The following is a 21,182-nucleotide window of genomic DNA, read 5'->3' on the forward strand; positions in this document are numbered from 1 at the left end:
ACTTCTTCCGAGAATTTCCCTTGATTTTTGTGACAGCTTCTGTTCCGCGTTCCCTGTTCTCCGTTCCCTGTTCCCTAAAATCAGAAATTTTATGAAAAAAACATCCAAATATTGTTCGCAACTATCCTAGTAGGCATTACCATTATTTCAAGCCGCTAAATTCTTATTAGGTATGAGCTACTGCCTCAACCCCTTCTGTAAAAAGCCCCAAAACCGCGATGAAGCAAAAACTTGTCCCTCTTGTGGGGCCGAATTGTTTCTCAGAAAACGCTATCGAGCCGTTCGCCCCATTGGTGAAGGTGCTTTTAGTCGGAGTTTTTTGGCTGAAGATACAGACAGATTAAACTCTCCCTGCGTCATCAAGCAATTTTTGCCGTTACCGCAAATTCAAAACAATAAGTCGGCGATCGCAAAAACTACCCAAATGTTTGAACAGGAGGCACGACAGTTACTCCAACTGGGAGAACAACATCCCCAAATTCCTACCCTCTATGCTTATTTTGAAGAGGATAAATGCCTGTATTTGGTGAATCAATATGTCGAAGGTCAAGATTTAGCCCAACAATTGCAAGAACAGGGTGCTTATAATGAACAACAAATTCGGGAATTGTTGCATGATGTTTTACCAGTGTTGCAATTTGTACATAATCGTCAGGCAATCCATCGAGATATTAAACTAACAAATATTGTCAGGAGAAAGAGCGATCGCAAACACATTTTAACTGACTTTGGCATTTCTAAACAATTAACTGATAACAAATTAACACCAATTCGGATTAATCTCGCTACCGAAGGATATGCACCTTTAGAACTGTTGCGCGGTGGCAGAGTTTATCCCGCAAGCGATCTTTATAGTTTAGGTATTATCTGCATTCAACTATTAACCCAAGCGGCTCTTGATGAACTTTATAATCCTCTAGAAGGCGGCTGGGTATGGCGGGAGTATTTGCGCCGTTTGGGTGCAGATATTAGCGATCAGCTTTATCAAGTTATAGATAAACTGCTCAAAGATTCGCTGAAAAAACGCTATCACTCGGCAACAGAAGTCCTAAAAGAACTTTATACTGAAGGTTGGCGCAAAGTTGTTCCCCCGCCCCATTCTGCACCACTAATCCCCATCCGTAATTGGCGATGTGTGAACAATTTAGTAGAACATTCAGATAGCGTTAATTGTCTCGCTTTTAGCCCAAATGGGCTGATGTTAATTAGTGGTAGTGCTGATAAAACTATTAAACTTTGGAAATCAGGTAATGGCAGATTAATTTCCACAGTTAATGCTCACTCAGATACAGTTGCTTGTTTAGCAATTAGTCCTGATGGCAGGATTTTAGCTTCGGGAAGTGCTGACTGCACTATTAAATTGTGGCAATTGGGTAATGGTAATTTAATTCGCACTCTTTCTGGGCATTCTGTAACTATTTTTTCCCTGGCTTTTAGTCCTGATGGAGAAGTTTTGATTAGCGGTAGTGGGGATGGAAATATTAAATTGTGGCAGGTGAGTACAGGGAAATTACTCAATACTTTAACCGGACATTCAGACTTTGTAGAGTCGATCGTAGTTACCCCAGATGGAAAAACTCTCGTTAGCGGAAGTTGGGATAACACAATTAAAATTTGGGATCTCCACAGCGGCAGATTATTAAACACTCTCGGAGGTCATTCTGGCTCAATTTGGGCGATCGCACTCAGTCCCGATGGCGAACTTTTAGCCAGCATCAGCGGCGATAACACAATTAAACTCTGGCAGTTAAACAACGGAAATTTACTCAACACTCTCACCAGTAGTTCCGGTTCTGTTTGGTCGATCGCTTACAGTCCCAACGGTGAAACGATCGCCTGTGACAGTGGCGATAACACCATCAAAATCTGGCAAGTAGAACAAGGCAAACTACTCCGCACCCTCAGCGGTCACTCCGCCCAAGTCCGCACCCTCGCCTTTAGTCCCGATGGCAAAATTTTAGCCTCCGGCAGTGACGATCGCACCATTAAACTGTGGCGACATGATTAGTGCTAGGGACTGGGGATTGGGTACTGGGTACTGGGTACTGGGGATTGGGGACTGGGTACTGGGTACTGGGTACTGGGTACTGGGGATTGGGGACTGGGTACTGGGGACAAGGAGATAGGGCACTGGAGACATGGGTAAAGAAATAATTTAACTACATCTTCAACTCTCCCCAGTCCCTAGTCCCCAATCCCCAGTCCCTAGTCCCCAATCCCCAGTACCCAGTCCCCACCAAATCTTTAATAATAATTTACGAAAATTCTGGACATTTGAAAGAAAGGGCTTTTCGGAGTCTGCGATCGCCATTTACCTCCCCAGAAATCTAGGAACGTAGGGTGCGTTAGTGCAGCTTAACGCACCATTAACAGGCTTTTCCGTATCTGCTTTCCTTACCCAGAGCCGAGTCTGTTTTTGTCTTTTGTACCCAAATACAAAATTTACAATCATAAAACTTTAAATATAAATTTTTTATGGATTGAGAGATTTTCACAGAGATTTAATATATAAATTGAGAGTTTATCAGCAAAATAATCGATATTACATAGCCATTCGTTCTGCTAGACCCTTTCTTTTCCGCGAAACTTGGTCAATAATGCAGACAAAGAGCTTAAAAAAACGCGCCCTCAAGCAGCGAATCAGATTCCCAGAGTTAGAAAAAGCACCATTTAAGGAGAACACAAGCGTGAAACTTGCAGTTTACGGAAAAGGCGGCATCGGCAAATCAACAACAAGTTGTAATATCTCCGTAGCCCTAGCGAAACGAGGCAAAAAAGTCCTACAAATTGGTTGCGATCCGAAACACGACAGCACCTTTACCTTGACAGGATTTTTAATTCCGACAATCATTGACACGCTGCAAGCCAAAGACTACCACTACGAAGACGTTTGGCCGGAAGATGTAATTTATAAAGGCTACGGTGGTGTTGACTGCGTAGAAGCTGGTGGGCCACCTGCTGGTGCGGGATGTGGTGGTTACGTTGTGGGCGAAACGGTAAAATTGCTGAAAGAACTGAACGCTTTCGACGAATACGATGTAATTTTGTTTGACGTTCTTGGTGACGTAGTGTGTGGTGGTTTTGCGGCTCCCCTCAACTATGCTGATTACTGCATGATCGTCACAGACAACGGTTTTGATGCCTTGTTTGCCGCTAACCGTATCGCTGCATCTGTCAGGGAAAAAGCCAGGACTCACCCTTTGCGCCTTGCCGGATTGATTGGCAATCGGACTTCTAAGCGAGACTTGATTGAAAAGTACGTCGAATCAGTACCCATGCCAGTGTTGGAAGTACTGCCGTTAATTGAAGATATTCGGGTTTCTCGCGTCAAGGGCAAAACTCTGTTTGAAATGGCAGAGAAAGACCCTTCGTTAAATTATGTGTGCGATTATTACCTAAATATTGCAGATCAGATTTTGGCTCATCCAGAAGGAGTAGTGCCAAATGACGCTCCAGATAGGGATTTATTTGCTCTGTTATCAGATTTTTACTTAAATCCGACAAAACCACAGATCAAGACGGAGGAAGAAGAACTAGACTTAATGATGGTTTAGAAAAGTCTAGTTATCAGGATGAGGGAGAAGATCAGTGGCTTTTTTTGATGACTTTACATCAGCTTTAAAACAAAAATGGTTGCAATATTACCAGCTTAATCATTCTTGGCTGGCTCTACAAATGGAAGTAGAGAATGTGAAAACACCAGATGGGGGTCGGCGACCATCTTCTTACCTCATCCTGGGGGTTCTCAACGCACTGGAGCCAAAACTGGCGCAGTTGATGTTACCGTTTTCCAAACTCAACTCCGATCCAGATTCGCTAATTGAGGTTTTAGAGTTGAATTTTGACCCGGATGTAGCTTTAGGGAAACGTCCACCCATGAAAGCTGCACCAACAGCGCCTTCTGCTGAAGCAACTTCGGCAACTGAAGAGGAAGCAGAATCGGAATTAGATGATTTGTCGGGCTTTGGTGAGTCAGAAGAGTCTGATTCTGATGCCGCAGTACTGGGTATTGCCGCAGTTAGTGGGGCAACAGTGGGCGCTGGGGTATTCGCTGCCTCGGAACTGATTCAGGAAGAGGAAAGCGGATTAGAAGAGATGGATCTTGATGACTTGGGAGATGAATCAAGTTTTGCGATCGAGGAGTCAGCTGAGGAAGGTTTAGATGATATCGTCGTCGGTGATTTGGGCACAGAGGAGTCTTTGGAACTCAGCGATGAGGACAGCGAGGAAGGCTTTGCTGATATCTCGCTGGATGCCTTTGGCGATACTTCTGATACTGAAGAACTCAGCGAAACTTCTGATTCGGAATTTGGTGAATTAACAGATGTTTGGGGTGGTGACACTACTGAAGAATTAAGTGAGGAGTCCCTAGCAGATTTTGGCGATCTCTCACTTGATGACTTTGGCTCTGAGTCAGAGAAGAAGTCCGAAGATGAAGAAGATGCCTTTGGCAGTTTAGATTTCGATCCTTTTGCCGATCCAAATCAAAATAGCCTAGATGATGAGTGGAAATAGCTAAATTGAGGAGAGTTTGAAGTTGTAGGGGTGGGTTTAGCATAAAATCCTCTACTCACAGCAGAAGGGTTGAGAACAAAACCCGCCCAAGAGAGAGTTTTGAGTTAATTCTTGATTTAATTTAAAACTCATCACTCTCTTTTTCTCCTACTTCTGTGTCCCCCTATTCCCACTTCAGATTTAACCAAAAAATTATTGACATAACTGGAAGGAAAGAGGTTATTTTATGACTGTTGCTCAACCTGAAGGGCTAAATTTCGATTGCGAAACTGGGAATTATCACACTTTTTGCCCGATTAGCTGTGTGGCTTGGTTGTACCAAAAGATTGAGGATAGTTTCTTTTTGGTAATTGGAACTAAGACTTGTGGCTATTTTCTGCAAAATGCGATGGGGGTGATGATTTTTGCTGAGCCTCGCTATGCAATGGCGGAGTTGGAGGAGGGTGATATTTCGGCGCAGTTGAATGATTATGAGGAGTTGAAGCGGCTGTGCGTGCAAATTAAGCGCGATCGCAATCCTAGTGTTATTGTTTGGATCGGTACTTGCACTACCGAAATTATCAAAATGGATTTGGAAGGTTTAGCTCCGAAGTTGGAATCGGAAATTGGCATTCCGATCGTAGTTGCCCGGGCTAATGGTTTGGATTACGCTTTCACTCAAGGTGAAGATACGGTTTTGGCGGCAATGGCGGCTCGTTGTCCTGATAAGGCTCCGGTGGTGGAAGCGGAGAAGAGTGAGCGAAATGCGATCGCTAAATTACTAAATTTTGGTAAAAAGAAAGAAGAAGTGCAAGCCGAAGAGTCGGAATATGTCGATCATCCGCCTTTAGTTTTGTTTGGTTCTTTGCCCGATCCAGTGGTGACTCAATTAACTTTAGAATTGAAGAAACAAGGTATTAAAGTTTCTGGTTGGTTGCCTGCAAAACGATTTACGGAATTGCCAACTTTGGAAGAAGGTTATTATGTGGCTGGTGTTAATCCTTTCTTGAGTCGCACTGCTACTACTTTAATGCGTCGTCGGAAGTGTAAGTTAATTGGTGCGCCGTTCCCGATCGGTCCTGATGGTTCTCGTGCTTGGATTGAAAAGATTTGTTCGGTGTTTGGTATTGAGCCGAAAGGTTTAGCAGAAAGAGAACAACAAATTTGGGAAAATTTAGAGGATTATATCCAATTAATTCGCGGTAAATCTGTCTTTTTCATGGGCGATAATTTGCTGGAAATCTCTTTGGCTCGTTTCTTAATTCGCTGCGGCATGACTTGTCCTGAAATTGGCATTCCCTACATGGATAAGCGTTATCAAGCTGCTGAGTTGGCAATGTTAGAAAAGACTTGTCAGGAAATGGGTGTTCCGCTGCCAAGAATTGTGGAAAAGCCGGATAATTATAATCAAGTGCAACGGATTTATGAGTTGAATCCAGATTTGGTAATTACTGGTATGGCTCATGCTAATCCTTTGGAAGCTAGGGGAATTAATACTAAGTGGTCAGTTGAGTTTACTTTTGCTCAAATTCACGGTTTTACTAATGCTAGAGATATTTTGGAATTAGTAACTCGTCCTTTGCGTCGGAATAATAATTTGAAGGATTTGGGTTGGGATAAGTTGGTGAAGGAAGAGGCGAAGGTTTAGTTTTCCTCCTGATTGACTTTGGTATGATTTGGGGCGATCTTTTGGCGATCGCTCTTTTTTTGTTTGGCATTCTTTGCTTTCCCAAGCTAGGAAATAGTATATTTACTTATTAATTAATTTCTCAACCCAACTATTTATTATAACAAAACTCTACACAAAACTACTAAACTGCAATGATGAACTTACCGAATTCTTAATAAATCGCTCTGCTTGTTAAGTGCCTGGAAACCAGGTAAAACAAAATCTTTACCAACTATACCAGTTCAGTCTGTAATGTAAAATTTTGATGAACTTAGGAGCGGACAATTGACTACCTTGCCTAAATCTCGGTATATTTCCTTACGTAGGTTAAAATACATTTCATTTGTTCTCATGAGTGCATCAGATTATCAAAATATTGTTTATCGCAATGCGATCGAGCCATTAGTAATTCAAGAAGTAGAACAACAACTGGAAAAGCTATCACCAAATATCCTGCAATATGTTAACTCTGCACAAATTGTTGCCTACGCCCTAAATAGATTACCCGCTTTGTATGCTACCAGTCAAGAGGGCTGGAATGCTCAACAATTACGGGCGAAAAAGCAGATGAAACAGCAAATTACTACTGCTGTGCGTCAAGGTTTGGCAGCTGTGCAAAGAGATCCTTTAAAAATTTCTACTCCTTTGTTTGTGGAGGAGAAAGTTAAACCAGAAGTTACAGAGGCAGAGGCAGCGGCAGCGAAAAGTTTTTACCAGAGACAGAAAATTACCTCTTTTGTTGATGGATGGGATGTTGGTTAGTCAGCTTTTTCCTGTGAATTTGAAGAGACGCAGGCATATTTTTGGATAATAGTTTTAAATAATCACTTTTTTGTGTGGTAGTAGGAGAAATGCTACCCTTACCTTGAACAATACTCTGTCTCATCTTGACAATAAGCTGTTACGCATTTAAATCACTTATTAACGAGTAGGGTGCGTCAGACGGTAAAGCCTATGTAGAAAGGAAAATATCTAAATCTGACGCACCCTACAATATGACTTTTAAATGCGTAACAGCTTAGTTTCTCGAACAGGAAGTATTGCCAGAGTTGACGGCAGCACAAGGTAGGGTAGCTGTTTCCTCATTGGAGAGATGGTGAGGAATTAGATTAACTCCATTGTCTCGCAAAACTATTGATTTTGCCAAGGCTAATCAGAAAATTTACTTAAATTTGCCATAGAAAATGCAGTTTACTGGACATATTTTTCAATCATGTTGGGTAACAGATCTAAGGCGTGCGCGTCAACTGTTCCCCGATCGTTAAGTACAGTTGATGGCACTTCTGCGTGATAGGTTCCAGAAGGAATAATGGCACATCCGCCCCATTTTCGCATTAAAATGTTTTGCACTAAAACTTCTTCTCCCGAATGATACCTTGGCAACTTTGTCCAAAAGGAAAAGCCGCCAATTTCTAATAATTTTTCGCGATCGTAAAGGATGCAAGAAGCAATCCAAGCAACTTTATAAAGTCGCGTTTCTTCTGGTGGTAAAGTTTGACTAACATGATATAAATTAGCTGCCCGATGTAAATGCCATCTTTCCCATTGTGGAGAATTTGGATTAACAATTTCTGGATGTACGGAATCTTCCCAAAATTCAATGATTTGTTGTTGAGGGCGCACATCTTCACGATAAGATAAACCAGTGGGAAAAGCGCCAACAAAACCGCATTTTTGAGTTTGCAAAGTTTGCCAAAGTTGCTCAATTACCCAAGGTTCCATAAATACGTCATCGTCGAGATACAAAACACTCTCAGCAGTGGCACTTTTGAGTAAAAAATCGCGTTGTTCGGTAATTCCTTGGGAAGGAAAGCGATAATGATATTCTACAGAACCGCCTCTAGTTTCTATTAGGCGAGTGAAGGTTTTAACTATTGGTGAATTTTCAACGGTTTGGGAACTTTGATCGGCAATAATTACATGAATATCGGTTAATGTTTGGGAGGCAATACCGGAGAGGGTAAAAATTAGAGATTCTAAACGGTTACAAGTTGGAAGCAGAATATCGACGGTTGCCATGATTCAGAAATGGGGAAATTTAAAGGTTAATATCAATCTTTCTGGCTACAATTAAGCGACCTCCACCAGTTGTAGAAGTGGAAAGATCTAATTGAGAAAACCACTCTGCCATTTTATCTATTGTGGATAATGGAATGCGCCGCCAAATGACTCCAAAAACCCGTTTTTTAGCAATCCAAATTTGCTGCAAGAGTTCTAAACTATCCCAAATACTAACTAATTCTCGGTTTAAAATTGGTTGGACGATTTCCACTTTTAAACCTACTTTTTCTAATTGTTCTGTCCAGGTTTCTACCGACCACAAATTTAAGTGTTCCAATTGGCGGTTTCGCCAATTGGAGTAGGGTTTAATGGGTAGGGTAAGCCATTGGCTGAAGGCTTCTGTGGGTGTGGTTAAAATTAATTTTCCACCGGGTTTTAAGATTCGGGCAACTGTCTGAAGGATGATATCTAATTCGGGTATGTGTTCTAATACGGAGTTACTAATAATTGTGCTGATACTGGCATCGGGAATATTTGCTTTTTCTAGGGGGAGGGGAATTAGGCGATCGTATATTTTGCGACTTTCTGCTTGAATTAATGCGCTTTCGTTGGGGTCAATTCCGATTTCAACTTGTGGTAATACCATTGAGGTTACTAAGCCATCACCACAACCTAAGTCTAGGATAGGGCGATCGTATTTTTGTTGCCGTAAAACTGCTATTTCCGCTGCTCGCCATAAGCCTAATGATGGCCCTTGTAATTGTAGTAATTTGCGGAAAGTTTCGGTGTCTAAGTGAAGGGGAGGAGAAGTCATATTTAAAGTAAAATTTCAACTAGAAATTTCATTTTTTGCCTGTAGTTCCTCTTTCAGATTTAATTCAAGTGAAGTGAACCTTGCATTAGTTATAGCAGCTTTACAGGGAGACGATCTAATTCTTTGTGATGATTATTAGTATTCAGTGTTAGAAACTGCTTTTTGGCGTGGAAGTATTCGGAAAACTGAAGTCTACCCTTGTAGTAATCAATAAGCGTTATGAAATCAAATAGTTAATGCTTTTGAACCCTTTTGTCCGCGCAATTAAAGCTGTTGGGTGCATAGTGAACTTGCTCTCAGAACTATAACGGAGCAAGGAAATAGGTAGATAATAACTAAAAAAAGTTAAGGAATCAAATAATGGTGATTAATTATACTTTAACCACTGAAACAACTATACCCAAAAAGCAACCTACTTCTCCTGTGAAAAGTGCGATCGCAAATCGTTGCGTTAGCAGTATCGTTAATTCAGTCAAACTAGGTTGGATATTAGTAAATAAAAAGATTATTTCCCAAGCACAGTTAGAATCCGTCTTGACTGTTCAATTTCGTCGTGATAAAAAATTAGGTGAATTGTTACTTGAGCAAAAGCTAATTTCTCATCAACAGTTAGAGCAAGCTTTGAAAGAACAATATTGGCGCAGGAATGGATATTGGGTAATTTAATTTTAGAAATACTCAAGCTTAATTAGCTGAAAAGCCGATGTCATGTTTTGCCCATAGTTCCTCTAAAGCTTCTCGTGCGGGTCGTCCTTAAAACATGAAATTATATGTTAATTCTATGTTGCTAGATTTAAACAGGTTTGTCAAGACGCACTAAATTTAGCTTAAAATATGTCTAAACGTAACTAAATAAAGAGAAATGACTGCAAAAGACTTGATTCTTCAAGAAGTTGAGAATATGCCGGACTTTCTTTTAGATGAAGTTTTGGATTTTCTCCAATTTATTAAAGCGAAATATCAACAAGAAAAATTAGAAACAACCATTTTAAGTGAATCTTCTCTCCAAAAAGATTGGTTAAGACCTGAAGAGGATAGAGCATGGCAAAATTTGTAAAAGAAATAACTGCATCAAAAAGTACCTGAATAAATGGAACAAGAACGACAAATTTCTGGTGGTTGATCTGAGGCTAATTTATCTCGAAATGACTGATAATCTTTGCTGTTCCAAGTGTTATCAACTCCTTGTTCTGTTACGTTGCCAAAATTTATGCGATCGGGCGTAGAAACCATACAACAAGGCATTGCATAACCCTGATAACTAATATAAGCACCTCTCCAAGGCCAATCACATCTTTTTTGCCCCGGTGTCCCTGGTGGATGCAGGCGTGGTTTTGTGCGAGGTAAACGCAAATTTACACCCAAATTTTGGGCTAAATTTCGGGCTTCATTAAAGTAAGTTTCTACTTTTTGGGAATCTTCTTCTAGTAGGGTTTGCGATCGCACAAAATCTCGCATTGGTTGATAATTCGCTGGTAAACTTGACTCGCCAAAATCATGACATAAGTGCTGCACAAAAAACTGTTCTACTGACCATTTATGTGCTAATTTCACTAAATCTGGTAATTCATGTAAGTTTTGCCGCATGATTACCATTACTAAGTGAATATGGGGAGTTTCACTAGCAAGTTTTTGCCGCTTTTCTAAGACTAATTCTAAGTTCTTAACTACCTGTTCAAAATTGGAACCTACGCGAATTTTGTTATAGGTTTCTGCGGTTGCGCCATCAATGGAAACATGGAGACAATTAAGACCGCTAGTAATACATTTTTCCGCACGTTTTTGATTTAAAAGTGTCAAATTGGAGTTAGTTGTAACCCGAATTCCTTTGTTAGCGGCGTAAGTTACCATATCAAAAAATTGTGGGTGCATCATCGGTTCTCCTAATCCCTGAAGATGCAATTCTTCTAAGGTGTAAAATTGGTCAATAATGCGAGTAAAAGTGTCAAATTTCATGAAAGCTGGGGGGCCAAAGGGAGGGCCATCTTGACGAAATTGAATTGCACACATTTGACAGCGTAAATTACATTGTCCAACGGGTTCAATTTGTAAATAAGTGGGTAGTTGCATGGTTTTTACCTAATTAAATATCTATTGATTGATTGGGTGGTTGGTTCTCTTCTGTACTCGATTGACGACGTTTTTCTACTTCTTGAATTTCTTGTTCTAAAAAGTAGTTAAGTAAAGTTCGCAAAAAAACAATGGTAGCTAAGTTTAGAATATCTGGTCTAGTGGGAGCGACAACAGTACGTAAAATGTCAGCAGCTACGGTAAATTCTAATCCTAAAACTAGGGTGCGACCTAATCGTAATCTGATAGATTCTGTAGTGTTAAAGCGTCTTTGTGAGCGAGAAAATAAAGTACTAACATAAGCAAAAACACTGCGAAAAACTCCAAATCCAATAATTGCTGCGGCAGCTATTTCTGCACCAGCAGCTAAGTAACTTACAATTGGATTAACCCAAACTTCTACAGGATTTGCTGATACAGGTTCTTTAGTGGGGTTTTCTATGTCGAGATTAAGTAATAGAACTAAACCTAGAATTAAGGCTAATGGTACTAAAATATTAAACAATGAATTAGGGGAAGAATTTCGTTGCATTTTTGTTAGAAATGATAGTTCTGCAATAGCAAGTATAAACTACCCACTGCTCATTAGTTACGTTAAAGAAAAAACACGCGAAATTTTAAAGCACCGAAAATGCGCCAAAATATTGAGAGAAATGGTATTAGTAAAGATGTAAAAATCATTTCAGCAATATGTTTTGGGGTATGAGATGTTTGCTGTAATCTTTTTATACAAAACCGTCCAGTCATTATTACCCATATCATCAAAGCCACAATAGCAAGATATAGATTTTCAGTTAAAATTGTTAACAGAAATACAATAAAAGAGCTAATTATTAAGTAATAATGCCAAGGGGTGACAGGTGGGAGTTTTTCTTTATATAAATTTGGATGTTTTTTATAGAGTAAAGCGTTAAACATACTTTTATGTTGCTGACTTAAACTAATTCCCCAAGATGCCGATCGCACTGGATGAGTTACGATCGCATCTGGCGCATAAACAAATTTACCACCTTGTTTTAAGAGAGTAAAAAATAGGTCGCTATCTTCGCGCCAAGGCATAGTAAAACGTTCGTCAAAACCGTTTATGGATGCGATCGCTTCCCGGCGATAAAAACAATTAGCGGTGACAAATTCCGCTTTTTCTAACCCAGCAGTACTTAATTCATAATCAGTTGGTGGATTTGGCAAAGGCACAATTATTCGTCCTCTAACTCCGACAATTTCATCTTTAAAAGCACTAATTCCGGCTTTTAACCAATTAGAATCGGGTATACAATCATCATCAGTAAAAGCAATAATTTCGCCACTAGCTGCACGCCAACCGACGTTTCGCGCCGCCGCAGGGCCATGTTTTTCTGTTACTGGAATGTAGCGCAATAAAGGTGTATTTTCCGTCTCTCCAGGGACGTAACCAATGCGTTCTAACCAGTATTCAACTAATCTTTTTGTTTCCTCGGTTGCGGCATCGTCAGCGATAATTATTTCGTAGGCAGTGCGATCGAAGTTTTGCTGAGTAAGTGCAGCTAAACAGCGGTTTAAAAGTTCAGGACGCTTAAAAGTTGGGATGACGACAGAAACAAGGATCATTTGGCTAAAAAATATGGAAAAAATTGCAATTATTTCTGATATTCACGGAAACTTTTCTGGACTACAAACAGTTATGACAGACATAGAAAACTGTGGATGTAACAGAATAATATGTTTGGGTGATTTGGTGGATGGCGGAGATTACAATGATGAAGTTGTCAGATTTTTGCGAGACAATCAAATTGCTTGTGTCCGAGGTAATCACGATGAATTTAATAATTTGGAATTGGCTAAAGATGTACAAGAGTTTATCGATTCCCTCCCAAATGAAATAGTAGAATTAGATAGAATTTATACTCATATATCTCCTAGAATCAAGAAAAATACAATTAGCAGCCCTGTTGAAGCATGGAATGTATTTTGTGAAATATCTTATAGAATCGTTTTTGTTGGTCACGTTCATGTTCCTTTGATTTTTGGGGAAAAATGTGAAGAATTTGGTTCATCAACGGTTTATGAATTTAACTATGGGGAACCATTTCACTTAGATCTTAAAGACAGATATGTAATTTCAGTTGGTGCAGTTGGTTATGGGCGAGATCAAATTAAGAAACTACGCTATGTAATTTATAATCAAACAGAAAATTCTGTTGAATTTAGGGCGGTTGATGGAGAATTACTCCCTTTGGGATTTTGGGCATTTTTCTAACAGAAATGAACCGATTATTAAAGCATCCAGGGGTGATGTCCAAAAACATTCGATCGCATCTCTAGGCGAACAAACAATAGGTTCACCTCTAGTATTAAAAGAAGTGTTAACCAAAACGGGCACACCAGTTCGCATTTGAAACGCTTTAATTAAGTCATAATAAAGCGGATTTTGTTGACGGTTAATAGTTTGAATTCTGGCAGTACCATCTACGTGACGAACTGCGGGAATTTTCTTAGCTTTTTCCGGCAAAACATCGTAAATAAATAACATAAATGGAGAGGTTTTTGCATTAACAAACCAATTTGCTGCTTCTTCTTCTAAAACCACAGGCGCAACAGGTCGAAAATCTTCTCTATCTTTAATTTCATTCAACTTTGCTTGCATTTCTGCATCAATTGGTGAGGCTAAAATCGATCGTCCTCCTAACGCCCTTGGCCCAAATTCCATCCGACCTTGAAACCAACCGATAATTTTATTTTGCGCTAAAATTTCCGCAGTTTCTTCAGCAATATTTGTCAATTTTCGATAGGGAAGTTTCGACCATTGCAGAAACTTTTCAATTTCATCATCGCTGTAACTTGGGCCAAGGAAAACATGATTCATCTGGTAAGAACGATAATGATTTTCACCTTTTTTAGCATCAATCCAAAGGGCTGCACCTAAAGCCGTTCCCGCATCTCCCGCAGCAGGTTGCACCCACAGATTTTTGAATGGGCTATTGTCACGTATTCGCGCATTCATCACACAATTAAGCGCCACACCTCCAGCCATACAAAGATTATCTAATTTAGTGGTTTCATGCAACCAATTAGCAATTTGTAAAACTGTTTCTTCCAATACTAACTGTAAAGAATGAGCGAGATCGTAATGATACTGTTCTAAAGGTTCTCCTTTCTGGCGTGGTGTTCCGAAATGCTCTTTTAATTCAGGTGTTTTTATAGTATATTGACCATCAGTTTTTAAAGTGATAATTTCTCGGAAATAATCTACATATTTGGGTTGACCAAAAGATGCTAATGCCATTACTTTGTACTCGTCCGAAGATTGCAGAAAACCCAAATATTCGGTAACTTGTTCGTAGAGAATTCCCAGAGAATCAGGCATATTTACTTGCCCTAAAATTTCCAGATTATTACCCTTACCAACAGCATAGTTTGTGGTGGCTTTTTCTCCTCTTCCGTCGAGAGTTAAAACAGCAGCTTCTTCATAAGGTGAAGGGTAAAAAGCACTAGCAACATGGGCTAAATGATGGGGGACAAAATGCCATTGTAAATTATTTAATGAAATACCTTTAAATCGGGCTTTTAAATGATGGGGAACACCACCTACTAAATGCCTGGGCGCATTGACAATATAGGACAAAAATAGCGGTTCCCAAACTGATTCCCATTCGGCGGGTATGGGGTGGGCGCTTGGTTCTAAAGGTAAAGTAATTGTTGCTTCATTATTGTATTTGCCAAGCGAAATAAAGGGATCGTAAGAGTAGGCAATATGGTTAACTTCGGTGAGAATTATTCCCGCTTCTTGCAAGCAGTAATTAATCGCATGAAAGGGTAGTTCATAAGTGGAAAAAGGAATGGGGCGCTTGGCGTGTTTGATGTGTGTAAAACGTTCTTCCTCGGCTGCGGCAATTACTTTTCCATCTTTAACTAAACAAGCAGCGGAGTCATGATAAACGGCATTAATTCCTAGTGTATACATAAGTTAACTTGCTAATTAAAAAGTGTTTGAAGGAGAGAATTTCGCTATCATTTCCAAATTTGTTTGGCAGAACTTAAAGGATTTGTAACTAGTAATTGAGAGAAATTTTGCCCATTTACTAGTCCTGTAGGAGAAATTTTTGGTAATTGTTCAACACCAGTTTTGCTATTTTCATAAAGTTCCCAAGCCGCACGCACAATTTCATCAGGAGTAACTAATTTCAAACAATTATTATGTCCTTCGGGGCAAATGCTTTTATAACAAAACTTGCAGGAAACATCGTGAAATAAAACACGATTGGGAACTGCCCAAGGTGTGTGCTGAGGATTAGTTAAAGCGTAAAGGTCAACAACCGGAGTACCTACAGCAGCAGCAATATGAACAGGGCCAGTATTATTAGAAATTAATAAAGGTGCTAATTGAATTAATGCTGCCATTTCGGTTAAATTAAGACAACCGACAAGGGAATGAGAGGTAACATTAACTGCCTTTTGAATAGTGGCAATTAACTCTTTTTCTGACTCAATTCCTGTGAATAATACTTGAAAGTTTCTATCTAAAATTAAGCTGCGTGCAACTTCGGCAAAACCCTCTGGGGGATAACGTCTTGATACAGCAGTAGCACCAGGATGAATCACTACCCAAGGTTTTTCTAAGTCAATATCTAATGATTTTAAAATATTAAAAACTCGGTAACGTATTGCTTCGGGAACTTGCAATGACATTCGCTCATTTTGGGTGGTACAACCAACCGTTGCAACTAAGTCAAGTTGTCGTTGAACTTCATGGCGAATACCGTTAGATGGTTCGGGATCTAAAACCCAATTTGTGAGTAATTGATAGGGGTTTTCGTGACAATGAGCGAGTCTTAAAGGGATATCTGCTAAATAACATAAAAAAGCCGAAGGTAAAGGGTTTTGACTAAAAACTGTGAAGATAACAGCAGCATCAAATTTACTTTCTCGCAGTTGTTCTACCATTGCAAATTCGGGGCTACTATTTGTCCTTAATGCAGTGGCTTTCATCCAAGGTGCATCGTAAACAATTACCTCATTAATTTCGGGAATAAGTGAGGCAATTTCTTTGCCAGATGGCGATGTTAAAAGGGTGATTCTTCTGCCGGGAAGCGATTCTTTTAAGGCGCGAATAGCGGGAGTTGTCATTAATACATCGCCGATCGCATCAAGTCTAACACAGAGAATATTTTCTGCTTCATCCCAGTTATTTTGGCTCATCATGCTACCTCCAGAGGAGTTTTTTTCATCCTATTTAAATTGCTGGATAAATGCTGTTGTAATTCAGCAAAAGAACAAGTTGCAGTTCCTTGTTTAGCAACAACAATTGCGGCAGCCATAGATGCTATTTCCGCTGCTAAGTTTACAGCATTACCTGATGCTAAAGCTAGAGATAATGCACTGATAAAAGTGTCGCCCGCACCTGTAACATTGGCGTGATTTATTGGTTGGGCAAAGGTGCGGTAAGGTGAGTTACCTTGGGCAAAAATCAAAGCGCCATCACTATCAAGGGTGACAGCGGCAATTTTAGCACCTGTAATGTCTAAAATTTGTTTTCGGTTTTGCAGAATGTAGGAAATGCGGCTTTGGTTTTCTGGTAATTCGCTTTCTCCTAATAAACGCATGGTTTCTTGATAGTTTGGTTTGACTGCGGTAGCGCCAACTTTGCGATAAGCAGCGAGATTTTTTGAGTCAATTACTAAAGTTTTGGGGAAGTTTTGTTGGAGATTTGCGATCGCCCACACACCCTTTTGTGCATTTGCACAATTCAAAAAAAATCACAACTTATCTAAATTAATGATTTCATCACTGACACCCCGACGCTTTAAACTGCCTCAGCAGCTTGCTGGAAAGTATAGCCCACTCAATAATTCTGACATTTTTGCTGAAAAAATCTCTTAATAGTTGACAATGTTATTATCCATGTTTACCATCATAGTAGAAAAAACTCCAATAATGAGAGGGATCGCATTATGCCTGATGGAGATATTTCACAGCAGTCTTGGACAGGTATATCAGAAGCCATACAAGTTGCTTTGTGAGGGAAAAAAAATGCTATGACTATCAACATTCTGGACAATATTGATCTGCGGAAATTGGGGGAACTTCTGCAACAGGCGCGTAAGAAATGCGGCATGACTCAGGCTGATGCGGCTCAAGTTATTGATGCTGCACGAACTACTATTGTTGCTATTGAAAAAGGAGAACGTCGCCTTAAACCAAAAGAGTTAATTAAACTGGCTCGTGCTTATGGAAAGGCTGTTAGTGATTTTGTTAGACCTAACCCTGTAATTGAGCCTTTTGAAGTTCAATTTCGAGCAGTTTATCGGCGCAGTGAAGAGGAAGAAGCGCAGATTAATCCGATTATTTTGCGTTTAGAAGAGTTGTGTCGAAACTATTTGGAACTTGAGAAAATTATGGACGCTCCTCTTCCTCGGAATTACCCTCAAGAGTATGAGGTAACAAATATGCCGATCGCAGCTGCCGCCGAAAGTATTGCTATTGCAGAACGTCAACGTTTAGGGCTTGGTGATGGGCCGATTCCTGTGCTTCGGAACGTTTTAGAACAAAGTGTTGGACTGCGTATTTTTTACTTAGAAATGCCCTCTAAATATTCAGGGATTTACAGTTACGATGAACAAATTGGCGGCTGTATAGCTATTAATGCCAACCATCCAGAAGAGCGAAGACGTTGGTCGCTGGCTCATGAATATCTTCACTTTCTTGCCCATCGCCGTAAACCAGTATTTGACTATGAAAATCAGTACCAAAGAAAGCCGGAAACTGAACGATTAGCTGACTCTTTCCCTGACTATTTTTTGATGCCAACTAGTGGTTTGTTAAAACGTTTTAATGATATGTACCAAACTCATAATAAGTTTACTCCCACTAATTTATTTACTTTGGCTCATTACTATGGTGTGTCTATTGAAGCTCTTAGCAATCGATTAGAATCTATCCAGCTGATACCATCTGGAACTTTGGATCGGTTGCGCGATCGCGGTTTGAAAGTGAGAAAAGTACAACAAGAACTAGGTTTAGAAGAAATTCCTCAGCGAACTGATATCGTTCCAACTCACTATCAACATTTGGCGATCGAAGCTTTGGATCAAGGACTGATCGCCGAAGGACGTTTTGCAGATTTTCTTGGTGTCGATCGTTTGGAAGCTCGCCGTATTGCAGAAATACTCCGCGAATATTCAAGCGGAATCATGGAGGAAACTGCTCATTTAGATCTGCGTCAAGCGTAGAATTTTGGGAGAATTTTAATGTATATTAATCACTCCCATGTAGTTCTTGATGCTTGCTGCATTTTGAACTTTTGCGCTTCGGGAAATTTCATCAACATTTTGAAAGCTATTCCGGCTCAAGTTGTAATTAGTGAAGTTGTAAAAAGCCAAGAATTGCTCACACTCCAGCGTCTTGAAAATGAGGAAAATCAGGGTGCAATTCAGTTTGAAACAGCTATTTCACAAGGTTTACTTGCAATAGTCGATTTTGCATCAGAAGCAGAGGAAGAAACTTTTGTGAACTATGCTTTTGAATTGGGAGATGATGGGGAGTCTGCTACTTGTGCGATCGCCTTTCACCGAGGTTGGGCGATCGCCACTGATGACAGAAAAGCAATCTCATTTTTTCAAAAAGAGGCTCCACATTTACAGATTTTGTCAACCTTGGAAGTCATAAAGCATTGGTCGGAAGAAGTAAATCTTGATGCAACAGAATTGCGCCTTGCACTCAATAATATACGAATCAAAGGGCGATATGTACCTCAGAGAAATCATCCTTTGCTTACTTGGTGGCAAACTTCTATCAAGTGATACTAACCTTTAAGAAGCAGTTAAATTAAGGAATTGATTAGAATTAGGCTTTTAGAGCGTCTATTAATATTTGACCTTTTTCTATTTCTTGATTTACCATTCTCACTTGAGTTGATAAATGTAAGCATCTTCAATCCACATTTGATTAACCAGATTATTGGTCAACCTTTTTCCTGATAAATTTAATTTCCTATGCTGTTGTAACTGACGTAAACCCTGGATTAATTCATGTTTTGGACTTACTGCTACAATTGCTGTCCAATCGATTTTTAATTCTGGTTTAACTTGACGAAATACTGACAGGATCTCCTCATAAGTTTTAAGTGGCCCTTTGGTATCATACAGCGTTGAGGTAAGCATCAATCGCCATGTTTCCCTTTCTGATGAATAGATCCAAAGCGCCGAATCAACTGATACACCTGCGGCTTTGAGAGCGTCTATTAATCTTTGACCTTCTTCTATTTCTTGATTTACCAATGTTGCTGTAGCCATTGTAAAACTCCGTGATTTGGGTCAGTAATTGCTCAATAAATATCGATCGCTTCTTGTCGGGTATGTTTTTGGTAACGGCTTTCTTCTGACCAGTCTTTAACCACTGACCATCGAGACGCAAAATCTGGATCGTTGAGGAGAGACTTTATTTGTGTATCTAGTTTAGCAACTTTAACTAACTTTTCTAAATCGTGAGTGTAACTATCCAGCGTAATTTTCTTGTCAGGAAAATCAAATTTCCGAGTTTGTTTGGCAATGCAAGCTTTTAAAGCGCATTCAATCACATAACCGCTCAGATAATAAGCCCCTGAGTATTGACGATTTTTGAGCAACACTTCTACTTCTCTAAGTCGAGTGAGTGCTAAATTCTTTAAGTCTCGCCTATTCAAAAAATTTGCTTACCTCCATCACTGTTTCGTTTTCAACTCGCTCTAAATCGTTACGCAATCCCTGACCAATATAAGCGCGAATCAACGGCTCATATCCCTTCATACACCAGTTCTGATGTTACCTGTTTTCCCAATTCCCAACTGATATTCATTGTAAATCACAGGGTTTTACTCCAGCCGATCGAACTTGCGAAAACAAGTTAAAGATTGCCCTTTTCATGCCAAAAGTTTTTGCCGTTCTTCCTCAAGATGCTTTTGGCATTGTGCGTTTGCACAATTTCTCAGAATTATCTCCCAAACATCCTAACAACAAAGCTAAACGAATTTGCATCGCTTCATCAAATTTTCGCGGATCGAGTCCGGTTAAAGAAGTAATTTTCTCTAAGCGATAACTCAGGGTATTGCGATGAATAGAAAGTCGCTTTGCTGTGGAGGAAGGACAACAATTTTCTAAGAAAAAAGCGTCTAAGGTTTTGATTAAATCTGTTTCTTGTTCTAAAGGACTTAGCAAATGTTGCGCTAAGTCAATTTTGGTATTTTCATCAGCAATTCCTACAAATGCGGCTATTCCTAATTCATCTAAACAATGTACTTGATTTTTACCGTGAAATCGCCGTCCAAGGGAAAGTGCTGCACAGGCATCTTGATAAGATTTAGCTAATCCTTTAATCTTTGGATGATGGCGACCAATTCCAATACTAATCGGTGTTTTTGTGTCGAATTTTAATCGGGATATTAAAGCTGAACCTGCTCTTTTTAAGGCTGTTAGATTTGCCCAAGAGGGATTATATTCGTCTTCGGAATTAGCCCAAAGTACTAAATCTTGTGTACTGCTGGCTTTTAAAACTGCTACTTCGCCATTACCAATATAAGCGCAAATGGTATCATTGGGAAGATGGAAAAAACTGACGATACTACTAATAATGTGTTGGGCTTTTTGGGAAATCCATTTATCATTAATTTCCTGGTTACTAATTGAAGGCAAAATATAATCGGCAGCATCAATTAAAATTACGGCACGGGGACGAGTTAAGTCCATTCCTAATATTTCACTTTGACGTAAAATGTCGGTTTCGTTAAAAATTACTCCGCTCAGTAAGTCGTGAATAAATTTATTTTTTAGCTCATTTTGAGTAGGTAATTGGGTAACTGCTAGGGTTTGATTGACGATCATTTCTACTAGCATTTGGGCTAAACGTGGGGAAATGTTTTCGCCTTCTTCGGTTTTGGCAATGATTATTTCGCCTGTATCATTAGCTATTTTAATTGGGATGCGAATTGAAGGAGTTGCTGTTTTAAATGGGGAATAAAGTGTGTTTTTGGGAGTTTGCGCGATCGCCTCTCCCCCCCCATCCACCACTAACACCGAAGCACACAAAAGTTCCGCAACTCTCTCAGTTAAAATATTCGCAATCCTCTGAAATTGTTTAGTTACTCTCCGCAAGCAATTCACCCCCTTAACTGCCTTAAAAAACATC

General features: G+C 39.7%; 21 protein-coding genes. 10 read left to right on the forward strand and 11 right to left on the reverse strand.

From position 1 onward, the window contains the following. Nucleotides 1–172 precede the first annotated feature (172 nt). The 5 genes from ACE1B6_RS21825 to ACE1B6_RS21845 all read left to right on the forward strand — a co-directional run bounded on the left by ACE1B6_RS21825 (nt 173) and on the right by ACE1B6_RS21845 (nt 6,925). Entirely contained in the window at nt 173–2,008 is a 1,836-nt protein-coding gene (locus ACE1B6_RS21825) for a WD40 domain-containing protein (protein WP_413259380.1), read from the forward strand. 679 nt (nt 2,009–2,687) lie between these two features. Then, complete coding sequence (gene bchL, locus ACE1B6_RS21830; protein WP_413259381.1) at nt 2,688–3,554, forward strand: ferredoxin:protochlorophyllide reductase (ATP-dependent) iron-sulfur ATP-binding protein; 867 nt, start codon at nt 2,688–2,690, stop codon at nt 3,552–3,554. A gap of 34 nt (nt 3,555–3,588) precedes the next feature. Beyond that, nucleotides 3,589–4,515, forward strand: a complete 927-nt coding sequence (locus ACE1B6_RS21835) for a DUF5331 domain-containing protein (protein ID WP_413259382.1) — start codon at nt 3,589–3,591, stop codon at nt 4,513–4,515. A gap of 226 nt (nt 4,516–4,741) precedes the next feature. After that, the gene (locus ACE1B6_RS21840) at nt 4,742–6,142 is read left to right on the forward strand and encodes a ferredoxin:protochlorophyllide reductase (ATP-dependent) subunit N (RefSeq protein ID WP_413259383.1); all 1,401 of its coding nucleotides are present in this window, start codon (nt 4,742–4,744) and stop codon (nt 6,140–6,142) included. 372 nt (nt 6,143–6,514) lie between these two features. After that, nucleotides 6,515–6,925, forward strand: coding sequence for a late competence development ComFB family protein (locus tag ACE1B6_RS21845; protein WP_413259384.1), 411 nt, complete (start codon nt 6,515–6,517; stop codon nt 6,923–6,925). A gap of 429 nt (nt 6,926–7,354) precedes the next feature. Here ACE1B6_RS21845 and ACE1B6_RS21850 read toward each other — a convergent pair whose 3' ends face one another. Continuing rightward, nucleotides 7,355–8,182: a glycosyltransferase family 2 protein gene (locus ACE1B6_RS21850; RefSeq protein ID WP_413259385.1), complete on the reverse strand. Its 828-nt coding sequence runs from the start codon at nt 8,180–8,182 to the stop codon at nt 7,355–7,357. 19 nt (nt 8,183–8,201) lie between these two features. Continuing rightward, nucleotides 8,202–8,978 (reverse strand): class I SAM-dependent methyltransferase, encoded by a 777-nt coding sequence (locus ACE1B6_RS21855; protein WP_413259386.1) that lies wholly within the window; start codon nt 8,976–8,978, stop codon nt 8,202–8,204. A 360-nt stretch (nt 8,979–9,338) separates the two neighbouring features. Between ACE1B6_RS21855 and ACE1B6_RS21860 the strand changes: the two genes are divergently transcribed. After that, nucleotides 9,339–9,644, forward strand: coding sequence for a hypothetical protein (locus tag ACE1B6_RS21860; RefSeq protein ID WP_413259387.1), 306 nt, complete (start codon nt 9,339–9,341; stop codon nt 9,642–9,644). A gap of 196 nt (nt 9,645–9,840) precedes the next feature. After that, entirely contained in the window at nt 9,841–10,035 is a 195-nt protein-coding gene (locus ACE1B6_RS21865) for a hypothetical protein (protein ID WP_413259388.1), read from the forward strand. Between the two features lie 14 nt (nt 10,036–10,049). Here the strand turns inward: ACE1B6_RS21865 and ACE1B6_RS21870 are convergent, their stop codons facing one another. The 3 genes from ACE1B6_RS21870 to ACE1B6_RS21880 all read right to left on the reverse strand — a co-directional run bounded on the left by ACE1B6_RS21870 (nt 10,050) and on the right by ACE1B6_RS21880 (nt 12,635). Next, complete coding sequence (locus ACE1B6_RS21870; protein WP_413259389.1) at nt 10,050–11,048, reverse strand: radical SAM protein; 999 nt, start codon at nt 11,046–11,048, stop codon at nt 10,050–10,052. A 13-nt stretch (nt 11,049–11,061) separates the two neighbouring features. Beyond that, nucleotides 11,062–11,580, reverse strand: coding sequence for a DUF1622 domain-containing protein (locus ACE1B6_RS21875; protein WP_413259390.1), 519 nt, complete (start codon nt 11,578–11,580; stop codon nt 11,062–11,064). Between the two features lie 62 nt (nt 11,581–11,642). Next, nucleotides 11,643–12,635 (reverse strand): glycosyltransferase family 2 protein, encoded by a 993-nt coding sequence (locus ACE1B6_RS21880; RefSeq protein WP_413259391.1) that lies wholly within the window; start codon nt 12,633–12,635, stop codon nt 11,643–11,645. A gap of 13 nt (nt 12,636–12,648) precedes the next feature. On the opposite strand from ACE1B6_RS21880, the gene ACE1B6_RS21885 reads away from it, so the two are divergent. Then, nucleotides 12,649–13,284, forward strand: a complete 636-nt coding sequence (locus tag ACE1B6_RS21885; protein WP_413259392.1) for a metallophosphoesterase family protein — start codon at nt 12,649–12,651, stop codon at nt 13,282–13,284. Here the strand turns inward: ACE1B6_RS21885 and ACE1B6_RS21890 are convergent. Genes ACE1B6_RS21890 through ACE1B6_RS21900 form a run of 3 tightly spaced genes read right to left on the reverse strand, consistent with a single transcriptional unit; the run spans nt 13,252 to nt 16,774 of the window. Next, nucleotides 13,252–14,988 carry a carbamoyltransferase family protein gene (locus ACE1B6_RS21890; RefSeq protein ID WP_413259393.1) on the reverse strand — a complete coding sequence of 579 codons (1,737 nt, stop codon included), beginning with the start codon at nt 14,986–14,988 and terminating at the stop codon, nt 13,252–13,254. The two genes, ACE1B6_RS21885 and ACE1B6_RS21890, sit on opposite strands and share 33 nt — an antisense overlap. Before the next feature lie 47 nt (nt 14,989–15,035). Further along, on the reverse strand, nt 15,036–16,223 hold the full coding sequence (waaF, locus tag ACE1B6_RS21895) for a lipopolysaccharide heptosyltransferase II (protein WP_459563083.1): 1,188 nt from the start codon (nt 16,221–16,223) through the stop codon (nt 15,036–15,038). Next, nucleotides 16,223–16,774, reverse strand: a complete 552-nt coding sequence (locus ACE1B6_RS21900) for a PfkB family carbohydrate kinase (RefSeq protein WP_413259395.1) — start codon at nt 16,772–16,774, stop codon at nt 16,223–16,225. Before ACE1B6_RS21900 ends, waaF begins: the two co-directional genes overlap by 1 nt. A 285-nt stretch (nt 16,775–17,059) precedes the next feature. Here ACE1B6_RS21900 and ACE1B6_RS21905 point away from each other — a divergent pair, with 285 nt between their 5' ends. Then, nucleotides 17,060–18,253: an ImmA/IrrE family metallo-endopeptidase gene (locus tag ACE1B6_RS21905; RefSeq protein ID WP_413259396.1), complete on the forward strand. Its 1,194-nt coding sequence runs from the start codon at nt 17,060–17,062 to the stop codon at nt 18,251–18,253. Nucleotides 18,254–18,271: 18 nt separating this feature from the next. After that, on the forward strand, nt 18,272–18,823 hold the full coding sequence (locus tag ACE1B6_RS21910; RefSeq protein ID WP_413259397.1) for a hypothetical protein: 552 nt from the start codon (nt 18,272–18,274) through the stop codon (nt 18,821–18,823). Between the two features lie 102 nt (nt 18,824–18,925). Here ACE1B6_RS21910 and ACE1B6_RS21915 read toward each other — a convergent pair whose 3' ends face one another. The 3 genes from ACE1B6_RS21915 to ACE1B6_RS21925 form a co-directional block, all read right to left on the reverse strand. Further along, nucleotides 18,926–19,315 carry a hypothetical protein gene (locus tag ACE1B6_RS21915; RefSeq protein WP_413259398.1) on the reverse strand — a complete coding sequence of 130 codons (390 nt, stop codon included), beginning with the start codon at nt 19,313–19,315 and terminating at the stop codon, nt 18,926–18,928. Between the two features lie 32 nt (nt 19,316–19,347). Beyond that, on the reverse strand, nt 19,348–19,704 hold the full coding sequence (locus ACE1B6_RS21920) for a HEPN domain-containing protein (RefSeq protein WP_413259399.1): 357 nt from the start codon (nt 19,702–19,704) through the stop codon (nt 19,348–19,350). 244 nt (nt 19,705–19,948) lie between these two features. After that, nucleotides 19,949–21,181, reverse strand: coding sequence for a PucR family transcriptional regulator (locus ACE1B6_RS21925; RefSeq protein WP_413259400.1), 1,233 nt, complete (start codon nt 21,179–21,181; stop codon nt 19,949–19,951). Between the last annotated feature and the right edge of the window lies 1 nt (nt 21,182).

This window comes from Floridaenema fluviatile BLCC-F154 (assembly GCF_041929135.1).
Lineage (GTDB): Bacteria > Cyanobacteriota > Cyanobacteriia > Cyanobacteriales > Aerosakkonemataceae > Floridanema > Floridanema fluviatile.

Excerpts from the sequence above, each read along its gene's own strand:
- ACE1B6_RS21890 (WP_413259393.1), bottom strand. The coding sequence starts at position 14,988 with ATGTATACACTAGGAATTAATGCCGTTTATCATGACTCCGCTGCTTGT.
- waaF (WP_459563083.1), bottom strand. The coding sequence starts at position 16,223 with ATGAGCCAAAATAACTGGGATGAAGCAGAAAATATTCTCTGTGTTAGA.
- ACE1B6_RS21925 (WP_413259400.1), bottom strand. The coding sequence starts at position 21,181 with ATGTTTTTTAAGGCAGTTAAGGGGGTGAATTGCTTGCGGAGAGTAACT.
- ACE1B6_RS21885 (WP_413259392.1), top strand. The coding sequence starts at position 12,649 with ATGGAAAAAATTGCAATTATTTCTGATATTCACGGAAACTTTTCTGGA.
- ACE1B6_RS21845 (WP_413259384.1), top strand. The coding sequence starts at position 6,515 with ATGAGTGCATCAGATTATCAAAATATTGTTTATCGCAATGCGATCGAG.
- ACE1B6_RS21870 (WP_413259389.1), bottom strand. The coding sequence starts at position 11,048 with ATGCAACTACCCACTTATTTACAAATTGAACCCGTTGGACAATGTAAT.
- ACE1B6_RS21855 (WP_413259386.1), bottom strand. The coding sequence starts at position 8,978 with ATGACTTCTCCTCCCCTTCACTTAGACACCGAAACTTTCCGCAAATTA.
- ACE1B6_RS21880 (WP_413259391.1), bottom strand. The coding sequence starts at position 12,635 with ATGATCCTTGTTTCTGTCGTCATCCCAACTTTTAAGCGTCCTGAACTT.
- ACE1B6_RS21905 (WP_413259396.1), top strand. The coding sequence starts at position 17,060 with ATGACTATCAACATTCTGGACAATATTGATCTGCGGAAATTGGGGGAA.
- ACE1B6_RS21875 (WP_413259390.1), bottom strand. The coding sequence starts at position 11,580 with ATGCAACGAAATTCTTCCCCTAATTCATTGTTTAATATTTTAGTACCA.
- ACE1B6_RS21915 (WP_413259398.1), bottom strand. The coding sequence starts at position 19,315 with ATGGCTACAGCAACATTGGTAAATCAAGAAATAGAAGAAGGTCAAAGA.
- ACE1B6_RS21910 (WP_413259397.1), top strand. The coding sequence starts at position 18,272 with ATGTATATTAATCACTCCCATGTAGTTCTTGATGCTTGCTGCATTTTG.
- ACE1B6_RS21865 (WP_413259388.1), top strand. The coding sequence starts at position 9,841 with ATGACTGCAAAAGACTTGATTCTTCAAGAAGTTGAGAATATGCCGGAC.
- ACE1B6_RS21825 (WP_413259380.1), top strand. The coding sequence starts at position 173 with ATGAGCTACTGCCTCAACCCCTTCTGTAAAAAGCCCCAAAACCGCGAT.
- ACE1B6_RS21860 (WP_413259387.1), top strand. The coding sequence starts at position 9,339 with ATGGTGATTAATTATACTTTAACCACTGAAACAACTATACCCAAAAAG.
- ACE1B6_RS21850 (WP_413259385.1), bottom strand. The coding sequence starts at position 8,182 with ATGGCAACCGTCGATATTCTGCTTCCAACTTGTAACCGTTTAGAATCT.
- ACE1B6_RS21840 (WP_413259383.1), top strand. The coding sequence starts at position 4,742 with ATGACTGTTGCTCAACCTGAAGGGCTAAATTTCGATTGCGAAACTGGG.